General features: G+C 66.4%; 11 protein-coding genes. 5 read left to right on the forward strand and 6 right to left on the reverse strand.

Features of this window, described 5'->3' with window-relative positions:
- Positions 1-1198: 1198 nt before the first annotated feature.
- The 6 genes from rsmG to rpmH are packed head-to-tail and all read right to left on the reverse strand — an operon-like array spanning position 1199 to position 4265.
- Entirely contained in the window at positions 1199-1828 is a 630-nt protein-coding gene (gene rsmG, locus AS029_RS07490) for a 16S rRNA (guanine(527)-N(7))-methyltransferase RsmG (RefSeq protein WP_058231953.1), read from the reverse strand.
- Positions 1829-1835: 7 nt separating this feature from the next.
- Entirely contained in the window at positions 1836-2339 is a 504-nt protein-coding gene (locus tag AS029_RS07495; protein WP_058231954.1) for a Jag family protein, read from the reverse strand.
- Between the two features lie 15 nt (positions 2340-2354).
- Positions 2355-3428 (reverse strand): membrane protein insertase YidC, encoded by a 1074-nt coding sequence (gene yidC / locus AS029_RS07500; RefSeq protein WP_414683035.1) that lies wholly within the window; start codon positions 3426-3428, stop codon positions 2355-2357.
- Positions 3428-3784, reverse strand: a complete 357-nt coding sequence (gene yidD, locus AS029_RS07505) for a membrane protein insertion efficiency factor YidD (RefSeq protein WP_228375904.1) — start codon at positions 3782-3784, stop codon at positions 3428-3430. The genes yidC and yidD overlap by 1 nt, the downstream gene beginning before the upstream one ends.
- Entirely contained in the window at positions 3781-4119 is a 339-nt protein-coding gene (gene rnpA, locus AS029_RS07510) for a ribonuclease P protein component (protein ID WP_058231956.1), read from the reverse strand. The genes yidD and rnpA overlap by 4 nt, the downstream gene beginning before the upstream one ends.
- A gap of 8 nt (positions 4120-4127) precedes the next feature.
- On the reverse strand, positions 4128-4265 hold the full coding sequence (rpmH, locus tag AS029_RS07515) for a 50S ribosomal protein L34 (protein WP_055952712.1): 138 nt from the start codon (positions 4263-4265) through the stop codon (positions 4128-4130).
- 294 nt (positions 4266-4559) lie between these two features.
- Here rpmH and dnaA point away from each other — a divergent pair, with 294 nt between their 5' ends.
- The 5 genes from dnaA (at position 4560) to gyrB (ending at position 11429) form a co-directional block, all read left to right on the forward strand.
- Positions 4560-5987 (forward strand): chromosomal replication initiator protein DnaA, encoded by a 1428-nt coding sequence (gene dnaA, locus AS029_RS07520; RefSeq protein WP_058231957.1) that lies wholly within the window; start codon positions 4560-4562, stop codon positions 5985-5987.
- A 451-nt stretch (positions 5988-6438) separates the two neighbouring features.
- Positions 6439-7590, forward strand: coding sequence for a DNA polymerase III subunit beta (dnaN, locus tag AS029_RS07525; RefSeq protein WP_058231958.1), 1152 nt, complete (start codon positions 6439-6441; stop codon positions 7588-7590).
- 46 nt (positions 7591-7636) lie between these two features.
- A complete protein-coding gene (gene recF, locus AS029_RS07530; RefSeq protein WP_058231959.1) occupies positions 7637-8791 on the forward strand; it encodes a DNA replication/repair protein RecF in 1155 nt (384 codons plus the stop codon).
- On the forward strand, positions 8784-9272 hold the full coding sequence (locus AS029_RS07535; protein WP_058231960.1) for a DciA family protein: 489 nt from the start codon (positions 8784-8786) through the stop codon (positions 9270-9272). The genes recF and AS029_RS07535 overlap by 8 nt, the downstream gene beginning before the upstream one ends.
- Positions 9273-9392: 120 nt before the next feature.
- The gene (gene gyrB, locus AS029_RS07540; protein WP_058231961.1) at positions 9393-11429 is read left to right on the forward strand and encodes a DNA topoisomerase (ATP-hydrolyzing) subunit B; all 2037 of its coding nucleotides are present in this window, start codon (positions 9393-9395) and stop codon (positions 11427-11429) included.
- The last annotated feature ends 6 nt before the right edge of the window (positions 11430-11435 follow it).

Raw genomic sequence — 11435 nt, forward strand, 5'->3', positions numbered from 1 at the left:
GGGTGTTTCACGTGAAACAGCGGAAATCTCACCGCAGCGGTGCGGCGCATGACAGACGCTCAACCGCATGGACCGCACACCGACCCTCGAAGCGTTACGCAATTCGTTCGCGCTAGTTTCTTCCATTAGTCTGAACGCCACGCGAGTCCTCAGCACCTGGGACGCGCAGGCGGCGTTGAAAAGCGCCAGAACTTCACTCGTGGGAGGCCCGGCACCACGACGGCCCCGAGCTGACGCCCACGAAGTCACCGTCCCGCCCAAAAGTCACCGGCGACCCGAACCCCGGTACTCCATCGTGACATTCTTTGGGGGAGCGGTCGAGCCCTCCTCGCGGCAGTCGGTGCGCCAACGATCGCGCCGCGGGCGATGTGAGCACGCACAGCGGCCAGCACTGGCTGCCGCAGATTTCACTGCCATGCGCAGCTGACGGCACCGACCTATGCGGGAGGATCCATTCCGAGACCATCGGCATCGGTGCCGTGTCATGCCGCAAGCGAAACGCATCGACTGAGACGGCTTCGTTTCACGTGAAACGAGAGACGCTTCTCCTGAAGGACGCGCACAGTGGGTCCCCGATCGGCGCCAACGCCCCCGGACGGGAACGTAGAAAATCCGCCTCGACACCCTACGGTGTGCTGGTTGCAGAAGGGAGGCGACGGGGCTCACGCGCCGCACCACGGTCCGTGTCCCCGTTGCACAGACGCCACACCCCAGACAGAACGATCTTGCTCTCGGCCGGCACCTACCGCCGAGAAGAGCCGGCCCCGCTCTCCGTCTGCGCCAAAGCCCACTGCACGCCCCAGACGGCCGCGCGCAGACCGCGGGGCCGATACCGTGCACCGGTGGAGCTCTACCGGGCCACGGGAGACGAACTCACGGCCAGAGAATTGGTGCGAAACGGCGCCCGAATCAGCGCGCGCCGCCGCGCAAGCGAGGGCCGGGTCACCTCGAATCAGGAAGCTCGGAACGCCTTGACCATCGCGAGACGCAGAGACGCGCCTGGAGGAGGGCACCGCGACGATCGTCTACCACCCCGGCACGCGGATGCCGATCGGCCGTCTCAGCCGATCGCCCACCCGTCGTCCAGCCGCGAATCGCACTCGTCGCAACGGATGTCGTACGTCGCATCGCGACGATCAGTTGTCGCTCGCGCAACCCGTGACGGACTCTAGATCATCGCATGCATACATGTGAAACGTCAGCGACTAAGTGTTGCCAGGAATACCCGGGTCGGCTCGTCGAGCACACCTTCGCCGACGATCTCCACCGACACGTCTTGCAGTCCGTACTTCTTGATCTGCTTGGCCGCGGCGTCGATCTCACCGGCGACGTTGGCGCCCTTGAGGAAGACGAGACGTCCGCCCGGTCGCACCAGGGGAGCGGTGAAGGGCAGAAGAGTACGCAGCGCACTCACTGCGCGCGCCGTGGCGGCGTCGAAGACACGCCCCCGTGACCACTCCTCACCTCGCATGCGCTCGACGCTGACATTGTCGAGCTCCAGGTCGGCGACCTGTTCCGTGAGCCACGCGGTCCGGCGCTCCATCGGCTCGATGAGCGTCCATTCCACGTCAGGGCGAGCGATGGCGAGGACGAGCCCCGGCAGGCCCGCGCCGGATCCGACGTCGACGGCCGAACCCGAGAAGTACGGAGCCGCGATCGCACTGTTCAGAACGTGCCGCGTCCACAGACGAGGCAGTTCCAACGGGCCGATAAGGCCGCGCTCCTCGCCGTGCGCGGCGAGATTGGCGGTGAAACGCCGTGCCGTCTCGAGGCGGTCACCGAAGAGCTGCGCGGCCGCGACGGGTTCGGACTCGAGCTGTTCCGTCATCCGCGGGTCAGCCTCGACGAAGGACGGTGTGCCGGTCCGCACCCTCGCCGAACGACTCCGACGCGTAGCCGCGGTCGGCGGCGATGTCGTGCACCAGCTTGCGCTCGTAGCTCGACATCGCCGGCAGCGACGCCTGCGACGCTCCCTCTTCGAGGCGGGTGATCGCACGGTCGACCAGGGTCTCGAGCTGGCGCTGACGAGCGTCCCGCGAGCCCCCGATGTCGAGGATCAGCCGCGAGAAGCGACCGGTCGAGTTCTGCACCGCAAGCCGCGTCAGCTCCTGAAGCGCCTGCACCGTGTCGGGGTGCGAGATGCTCGACAGCGACTCGACATCGTCGGCCTCCACCGACACGTAGGCGCGACCTGCGCGCACATCCATGGCGAGATCGCCGTCGATGTCGGCGATGTCGAGCAGCCCCTCGAGGTAGTCGGCGGCGATATCGCCCTCCTGCTCGAGCTGCTCCTCCGTGGCGGTGGTCTGCTCGGGGGCGATCTGATCGGACGTCGTCATCGTGGTCTCCGAAGGTCAGGAGGCGGAGGTGGACCCGGATCCGCCGGCGGATCCGCCCGCGGCACCGGAGTTCTTGGTGGACTGCTTCTTGGCCCGCTGCTTGCCGACGGGCTGCTGGCGCTTGGGCGCGGCCGCGCGAGCGCGCTCGGCCTCCTCCAGCAGACGCTGCTGCTCGGCCTGGTACTTCTCCATCGGGACGACCTTGCCCGACGAGTCGATCGCCTTGCCCTTGCGCGCCAGACGTTCTTCGCGGGCCTTGGCCGCGTCCGAACCGGGAGTCGGCATCTCGCGGATGACGATGAACTGCTGCACCATCGTCCACAGGTTGCTGACGAACCAGTAGATGACGACACCGAGCGGGAAGAACACACCCGAGAAGATGAAGGCCAGCGGCAGGATGTAGAGCATGATCTTCTGCATCTGATACGCCTGGCCGGTCTTGGCCTCGGGCGACAGGTTCTTCGAGATGATCTGCAGCTGCGTGAAGAACTGCGACGCGATCATGAGCACGACGAGCGTCAGCAGGATCGCGACGGTGATCTGACCGTCGGGCTGACCCCACGCGGTGACCAGGTTCACGTGCATGGATGCCACGTCGAACAGACGAGCGTCGTAGAACTCGCGCGTCAGCTCGGGCGTCAGCAGGCCCACGCCACCCTGATTGTTGGTCGCGTGCTTCGCGACGTCGTTCAGCACGCTGAAGAGCGCGAAGAAGATCGGCATCTGCACGAGGAGCGGGAGGCAGCTCGAGACGGGGGTGGTGCCGTGCTTCTTGTAGAGCGCCATGGTCTCGCGGCTCATCGCCTCGCGAGACAGCTGGTCTTTCTTGCCCCGGTACTTCTCCTGCACCTTGCGCAGTTCGGGAGCGATCTCCATCATCTTGCGCTGGCTCTTGATCTGCTTGACGAAGAGCGGGATCAGCGCGGCGCGCACGATGAGCACCAGGCCGACGATCGAGAGCACCCACGTCAGGCCGGCCGCAGGAGGCATGCCCAGAGCGGTGAAGAGCGAGTGCCACCCCACCAGCACGAGCTCGACCGCCCATTTCAGCGGCCAGAGGATGGTCCCAATGAGATCGAATTGCACGATCAGTCCTTTCGGGCGGGCACGACGAATCCGTGCCGAGTGAGTTCGTGACGGAAGGCCCGGTGAGGACGGACGTCGTCGATGCCACCCTGAGCCCAGGGATGACACCGTGCGAGACGGGCGGCGGTGTACGCGACGCCCTTCACGAGTCCGTGCTGCTGCACGGCGCCCACCGAATAGGCGGAGCAGGAGGGGTAGTACTTGCACACGTCGCCGTAGACGTGCGAGATCGTGGCCCGGTACGCGTGCAGAAGGGCGAGTCCCGCGTTCCGGGGGAGGAGCGGAACGGATGCCAGGAGTGCATCGGCAGAGAGCCGACCGGCGCCCGTGGCCGAGGTCGGAAGCGTCGATGCGCTCATGCCGACGCCTTCCGTTCGAGGCATCTCACCACGTCGGCACGCAGGGTCGCATAATCCGTCGTCGCGGCCGAGGGGAGTGCACGGATGACGATCGAGGCGCCCCCGCGAATCGACGGGAGCGCCTCGGCGCACACCGCTTTGAGACGGCGGCGGATGGTGTTGCGGGTGACGGCGGAGCCGACCTGTCGGCTCACGATGAAGCCGAACCGCGGTGCATCGGTGTCAGCCGAGGTCCCGACGTACGTCACGGTGTGCGCTCCGGCACAGCGAGAGCCCCGTCGGACTGTGGCTTTGTAGTCCGATCCGCGGGTGAGTCGGTTCGGCTTCGCGAGCACCGGGTCTGTCAGGCCGAGAGCTCGGTACGGCCCTTGGCGCGACGCGCCGAGAGGATGCCGCGGCCGGCACGCGTGCGCATGCGGGCGCGGAAGCCGTGCTTCTTGGCGCGGCGACGGTTGTTGGGCTGGAAGGTGCGCTTGCTCATGGGTCACTCCGGAGGTGGTGTCGCCCGATGCTCTTCTGCCGGGGACGGGGTCGGGACTGCCGTATAGGCATAAGTCAACCGACTAAGGCTACGTCGTGCGCGGCGTTAACTCAAACCGGGAAGCCGACCGCCCATTATCCCCAGGCGTTGTCCACAAGCGTGGCAAAGACACGCGGCCGGGTCTTACAGTGGATTTTGCTCCGCGAGAGCCGCGAACTAGCGTGGCCCCGGAAGTTATCCACAGGTTCGGCGCGACTCGTCGATCGCCCGTCGCGTCTAGATCCCGGAGGGGATATGTCTTTGCACGAAGTACCGGATGTACCCGTCTGGTCAGCCGTGCTGGACCATCTTCTCACTGACGACCGCGTCACCCCGCAGCTGCACGGCTTCCTGAATCTGGCGGTGCCGCAGGGCGTCATGGGCGGCACCCTCTACCTCGACGTCCCGAACGACCTCACCGCGGCGCAGTTCAACAAGCGCATGCGCGCGCCCATCCTCGAAGCGCTGGCCCAGGTGCAGGGCAGCGACCCCGAGATCGGAACCTTCCGCGTCGTCGTCAACCCCGACATCGTCGAGTCCCCTCGCGAGCCGATCAGCCCCGCCGGCGATCGCCCTCCGTTGGCGCCCGCGATCACCGTCCACTCCGCCGTCAGCGATCAGACGCCGGAACCGATCGTGCCCGCGTCCCGCAACGACACGCGCCTCAATCCGAAGTACACCTTCGACAACTTCGTCATCGGCCAGTCCAACCGCTTCGCCCACGCGGCCGCGGTCGCCGTCGCCGAGGCTCCGGCCAAGGCGTACAACCCGCTGTTCATCTATGGCGACTCCGGACTCGGCAAGACGCACCTCCTCCACGCCATCGGCGACTACGCCGCGAGCATGTACGCCGGCATCCGCGTGCGATACGTCTCGAGCGAAGAGTTCACGAACGACTTCATCAACTCGATCGCCAACAACCGCGGCTCGGCGTTCCAGGCGCGTTACCGCGACGTCGACATCCTGCTCATCGACGACATCCAGTTCCTGCAGGGGCGCGCAGAGACGCAGGAAGCCTTCTTCCACACCTTCAACACGCTCCACGATCACGACAAGCAAGTCGTCATCACCAGCGACCTGCCGCCGAAGCAGCTGACCGGCTTCGAAGACCGCATGCGCAGCCGCTTCGAGTGGGGTCTGATCACCGACGTCCAAGCGCCCGACCTCGAGACCCGCATCGCGATCCTGCGCAAGAAGGCGCAGAGCGAGAGACTCCTCATTCCCGACGACGTCCTGGAGTACATCGCCACCGTGGTCTCGTCGAACATCCGTGAGCTCGAGGGCGCGCTCATCCGCGTGTCGGCGTTCGCCAGCTTGAACCGTTCCACGCTCGACATGTCGCTCGCGCAGACGGTGCTGCGCGACATCATCGACCAGGACGACGCCAACGTCATCTCGCCGACCGACATCATCACGGCGACGGCCCAGTACTTCAAACTGTCGGTCGACGATCTCTACGGCTCGAGCCGTTCTCAGGCGGTGGCGACGGCGCGCCAGATCGCGATGTACCTCTGCCGTGAGCGCACCAGCCTGTCGCTACCCAAGATCGGACAGCTCTTCGGCAACCGGGATCACACCACCGTCATGTATGCGTACAAGAAGATCAGCGACCTCATGAAGGAGCGCCGATCGATCTTCAACCAGGTCTCCGAGATCACGAGCCAGCTGGGTCGTATGCGCTGAGTGCCGCTCTCCCGAAGGGGTCCGTCCATTTCCGTGGAACGGGCCCCTTCGCCGTTTTTGGCCGCTGATCAGGCATACAGCACCGCTCGCACGCAGTTTCGGACATGGTTCTACACAGTGTGGAAAACCTGTGGATAACTCGGCTTTCCTGCGGATGGACTGTGCACGGATTCGTTAACACTGTGGAGGAGCCATTCGAGGTGCAGCGCGCGAGTCGTGTTAACAACACAGGCTCTCCGCAACCCGTCCACAGTGAACAGACGCACGCATCCCTGCTGTTAACACGCGTGTCGGGAGTTATCCACAGTTCCCACAGCGGTTAACAAGATGAAGACTCCAACTCTTGGTTAAGGGAAATTCGATGACCTCGCCGTGCCGACAGCGCTCGCCGTGCCTGCATCGAAGGGGGCACTAGCATGGGTAAGCCATACCCGCCGTCAAGGGAGCGCCCGTGAAGTTCCACGTCAATCGCGATGTGTTCAGCGAAGCCGTCTCGTTCGTGGTCAAGCTCCTGCCCCAGCGCAACCCGCAGCCGATCCTGGCCGGCGTGCTGATCGAAGCGGGCGAAGAGGGCCTCACCCTCGCCGCCTTCGATTACGAGGCGTCCGCGCGCACTACCATCGAGGCCACGGTCGACGAGCCGGGCACGATCCTCGTCCACGGTCGACTCCTCAGCGACATCGCGAGCCGTCTGCCGAACGCGCCCATCCAGATCGCGGTCGACGACGACGGCGGCATCCTGCTCACGTGCGGTTCGGCGCGATTCACCCTGGCTTCCATGCCCGTGCAGGAATACCCGGCCATCCCAGAGGTGACGGGTGAGTCCGGGCTCGTTCCCGCCGACGAGTTCGCCACCGCGATCGCTCAGGTCGCCTTCGCCGCCTCCCGTGACGATGTGACCCCGGTCCTCACCGGTGTGCAGCTCGAAGTCACCGGAACACAGCTCAGCCTCGTCGCGACCGACCGTTACCGTGTGGCCCTGCGAGAGATCCCGTGGGACGGCGGGGCAGCGGCATCCGACGAGCCGACGTCGGCTCTCGTTCCCGCTCGCACCCTGCAGGAGGTCGGCAAGACCTTCGCGCACGGCGGCGACATCTCGATCGCCTTCTCGGGATCGGGAGACCGCGAGATCATCGCGTTCTCGTCGGGCAACAAGACGGTGACGTCGCTGCTCATCAAGGGGAACTTCCCGCCGGTGCGTCGACTGTTCCCGGCCCAGACCGAGCACCACAGCGTCGTGAACACCGCCGAACTCGCCGAGGCCGTGCGCCGCGTGGCACTCGTGCTCGACCGCTCGGCTCCGCTGCGATTCACCTTCGGCCCCGACGGCGTCTCGATGGACGCCTCCGGCACGGAGCAGGCACGCGCGACGGAGTCCGTCGATGCGACCCTCGTGGGCGATGAGGTCACCCTCGGACTCAACCCGCAGTACCTGCTCGAGTCGCTCGGAGCCGTTCGCAGCGAGTTCACGCGCATCACGTTCACCTCGAGCGACAACGCCAACAAGCTCAGCCCGGTGCTCGTGACCCCGCAGACGTCCGTCGACAAGGGCGGCGAAGGCTCGTTCAAGTACCTGCTGCAGCCGAACCTGCTTCTGCGCTGAGTCGTCGTCCGGCAGCCGTGTCGGAGGTCCCGGGTAGTCTGACTCGGTGATCGTGGAGCAGCTCGGACTGAAGGACTTCCGCAATTACGCGGCAGCCGATGTCTCGCTCGCCACGGGCGCCAACGTCTTCGTGGGGCGCAACGGTCAGGGCAAGACCAACCTCGTCGAAGCGGTGGCCTACCTGGCGACGCTGGGATCGCACCGGGTCTCCAGCGATGCGCCTCTGGTGCGCGATGGAACGGATGCCGCGATCGTGCGCGCCCGGCTCGCCCACGGTGAGCGCAGCGTGCTGCTCGAGCTGCAACTCAACCGCCAGGGCGCGAACAAAGCCCGGGTCAACGGGGTGAACGTCCGCACATCGGAGCTCCCGCGCTACGCACAGGTCGTGCTGTTCGCCCCCGAAGACCTGCAGATCGTGCGGGGCGACCCCTCCGCGCGGCGTCGCTTCGCCGATCAGTTGATCGTGCAGCGCACCCCCCGAATGGCCGCGGTGCTGGGCGACTACGATCGCGTCCTGCGCCAACGGAGTGCGCTGTTGAAGTCGGCCCGGGCCCGCGGGCTCCGAGGCGACGCGCTCAGCACTCTCGACGTGTGGGATGACAAGCTGATCACCCTCGGTACCGAGGTGATCGAGGCGCGTCTGGCATTGGCATCCGATCTCTCCCTTCCGGTCGCGCGCGCCTACGCCGCCATCGCCGGGGCCGATCATGAACCGCGGCTGTCCTGGGCGTTGTCGGTGGGAGGAGGCGACCCCGAAGAGGGCGATTCCGCGGCGGCGGGACGCTCGTCGGCGCCGCTGGGCGAGCAGTTCCGCGCGGCCCTCGCCGCCCGCCGCTCGACGGAGCTCGAGCGAGGGCTCACGCTGGTCGGTCCGCATCGAGACGACCTCGTGCTCGAGGTCCGCGGCCTGCCGGTGAAGGGGTACGCATCCCACGGAGAGTCGTGGTCGGTCGCGCTGGCGCTGCGGCTGGCATCCGCCGAGCTGCTCCGTGCCGAATCACGGCTGGGCGATCCCGTGCTCATCCTCGACGACGTCTTCGCCGAGCTCGACGCCGGCCGCCGCTCCAGGCTCGCCGAGCTCGCGGGAGGGTACGAGCAGGTCATCGTCACCTCCGCCGTCGAAGAAGACGTTCCCGACGCCCTGCGCGCACACGTGGTGAGGGTCGAGGCGGGGCGGATCAGGGAGTCGGACGATGACTGACGACCCCGAGCTTCCCGAGACCATCTCGACCTACCTGCGTCTGCGGGGTCTCGAGCCGTCGCCGTACCGCAAGAAGAAGCGTCGCCGGCGCACCGACGACGGTGAGAACGCCCCCTTCACGCCCGGCCGCGATCCCCGCGGTCTCGGTGACGTGCTGTCGGCCCTCACGCAGTCGGCCGGGTGGGAGCCGCAATTGTCGCGAGAAGACCTCGTGCGCACGTGGGACGAGGTGGCGGGGGCCGACACCGCTGCTCACACCCGGCCCGTCGCCTTGGATGCCGGCACCCTCACCGTCCAGGCCGACTCGACGGCGTGGGCGAAGCAACTGCAGCTCATGCGGGCGCACATCCTGTCGGAGATCATCAGACGCTTCCCCGAAGCGGGGGTGGAGGCGATCCGCTTCGTCGGGCCCGACGTCCCCTCTTGGAAATGGGGGCCCAGAGCCGTTCCAGGCCGCGGTCCGCGCGATACCTACGGCTAGGCCATGGTCGGTCCCGGTTCGACGCGATTTCTCCCCGCATTGAGCCGCACACACCGTTTCGAAGGGCCCGGCGCGATAAGATGGAGGTTCCGACGAACCGATTCTGGAGCGCGCGTACCCATGACGTCCGAAAACCCCGACAGCGTTTCCGAGGAACCCGAAGCGACCTCTCCCGCGAAGGTTCCCAACGAGTACGGGGCAGACGCCATCCAGGTGCTCGAGGGGCTCGAGGCGGTTCGCAAGCGCCCCGGCATGTACATCGGGTCCACGGGTGAGCGCGGCCTGCACCACCTCGTGCAAGAGATCGTCGACAACTCCGTCGATGAGGCCCTGGCCGGCTACTGCGACACGATCGACGTCACGATCCTCAGCGACGGTGCCGTCCGCGTGGTCGACAACGGTCGTGGCATCCCCGTCGACATGCACCGCACCGAGGGCAAGTCGACCGTCGAGGTCGTGCTCACCGTTCTCCACGCCGGAGGCAAGTTCGGCGGCGGCGGCTATGCCGTCTCGGGCGGTCTGCACGGCGTCGGCTCGTCGGTGGTCAATGCGCTGTCGACCCGACTCGAGGTCGAGGTGCAGCGCCAGGGTCACGTGTGGCGGCAGTCGTTCCGCAACGGCGGTGTGCCCCTCGCTCCGCTCGAGAAGGGCGAAGCGAGCGAGAGCACGGGCACGTCGATCACGTTCTGGCCGGATGCCACGATCTTCGACACCATCGACTTCGACTACGACACGCTGCGTACGCGCTTCCAGCAGATGGCCTTCCTCAACAAGGGCCTGCGCCTGAGCCTGCGCGACGAGCGACCGCAGTCGCTCGTGACCGAGGGCGAGCCCGGCGAAGAGGTCACCGAGGCCCGCCACGACTCGTTCCTGTACGAGCGCGGACTGGTCGACTACGTCGAGCACCTCAACCGCGTGCGCAAGGCCGACGTCGTCAACGACGAGATCATCGAGGTCGAGTCCGAAGACACCGAGCGCAAGATCGCGCTCGAGCTGGCGATGCAGTGGACCACGGCGTACACCGAGAACGTCTTCACCTACGCAAACACCATCAACACCCACGAGGGCGGTACGCACGAAGAGGGCTTCCGCGCCGCGCTGACGACGCTCGTCAACCGCTACGCGCGGGCCAACAACCTCCTCAAAGAGAAAGACGACAACCTCACCGGCGACGACATCCGCGAGGGTCTCACCGCGGTCATCTCGGTGAAGCTGTCGGAGCCGCAGTTCGAGGGGCAGACCAAGACGAAGCTCGGCAACACCGAGGCGCGCGCGTTCGTGCAGAAGGTCGTCGGCGACAAGCTCGGCGACTGGTTCGACCGCAACCCGGGCCAGGCCAAGAACATCATCCGTAAGGCGATCGACGCCGCGACCGCTCGTCTGGCTGCCCGCAAGGCGCGCGAGACCGCCCGCCGCAAGAGCGTCTTCGAGTCGGCGGCGATGCCCGACAAGCTCAAGGACTGCACCTCGAAGGACCCCTCGATCAGCGAGATCTTCCTCGTCGAGGGTGACTCGGCCGGCGGCTCCGCCGTGCAGGGTCGCGACCCGCACACCCAGGCGATCCTGGCGCTGCGCGGCAAGATCCTCAACGTCGAGCGCGCCCGCCTCGACCGCGCACTGGGCAACAAAGAAGTGCAGGCGATGATCCAGGCGTTCGGCACGGGCATCGGGGAAGACTTCGACATGTCGAAGGCGCGCTACCACAAGATCGTTCTGATGGCCGATGCCGACGTCGACGGCCAGCACATCACGACGCTGCTGCTCACGCTGCTGTTCCGCTACATGCGCGGACTCATCGAGGCGGGCTTCGTCTACCTCGCCCAGCCCCCGCTGTACCGACTGAAGTGGTCGAACCACCCGCACGAGTACGCCTACAGCGACCGGGAGCGCGACGCGCTGCTCGTCGACGGTCAGGCATCGGGTCGTCGCATCCCGAAAGACAACGGCATCCAGCGCTACAAGGGTCTCGGCGAGATGAACGACCACGAGCTGTGGGAGACCACGATGGACCCGCAGACGCGCACGCTGAAGCAGGTGACCATCGATGACGCCGCGGCCGCCGACGAGATCTTCTCCGTGCTCATGGGAGAAGACGTCGAGTCGCGCCGCACCTTCATCCAGCGCAACGCGAAAGACGTCCGCTTCCTCGACATCTGATTCCGT

The organism is Microbacterium enclense (genome assembly GCF_001456955.1).
Classification (GTDB): Bacteria; Actinomycetota; Actinomycetes; order Actinomycetales; family Microbacteriaceae; genus Microbacterium; species Microbacterium enclense.

What these genes read in the sequence shown, in the direction of transcription:
- rsmG (WP_058231953.1), bottom strand. Translation starts at nt 1,828, where the DNA reads ATGACGGAACAGCTCGAGTCCGAACCCGTCGCGGCCGCGCAGCTCTTC.
- AS029_RS07495 (WP_058231954.1), bottom strand. Translation starts at nt 2,339, where the DNA reads ATGACGACGTCCGATCAGATCGCCCCCGAGCAGACCACCGCCACGGAG.
- rpmH (WP_055952712.1), bottom strand. Translation starts at nt 4,265, where the DNA reads ATGAGCAAGCGCACCTTCCAGCCCAACAACCGTCGCCGCGCCAAGAAG.
- AS029_RS07535 (WP_058231960.1), top strand. Translation starts at nt 8,784, where the DNA reads ATGACTGACGACCCCGAGCTTCCCGAGACCATCTCGACCTACCTGCGT.
- dnaA (WP_058231957.1), top strand. Translation starts at nt 4,560, where the DNA reads ATGTCTTTGCACGAAGTACCGGATGTACCCGTCTGGTCAGCCGTGCTG.
- yidD (WP_228375904.1), bottom strand. Translation starts at nt 3,784, where the DNA reads ATGAGCGCATCGACGCTTCCGACCTCGGCCACGGGCGCCGGTCGGCTC.
- gyrB (WP_058231961.1), top strand. Translation starts at nt 9,393, where the DNA reads ATGACGTCCGAAAACCCCGACAGCGTTTCCGAGGAACCCGAAGCGACC.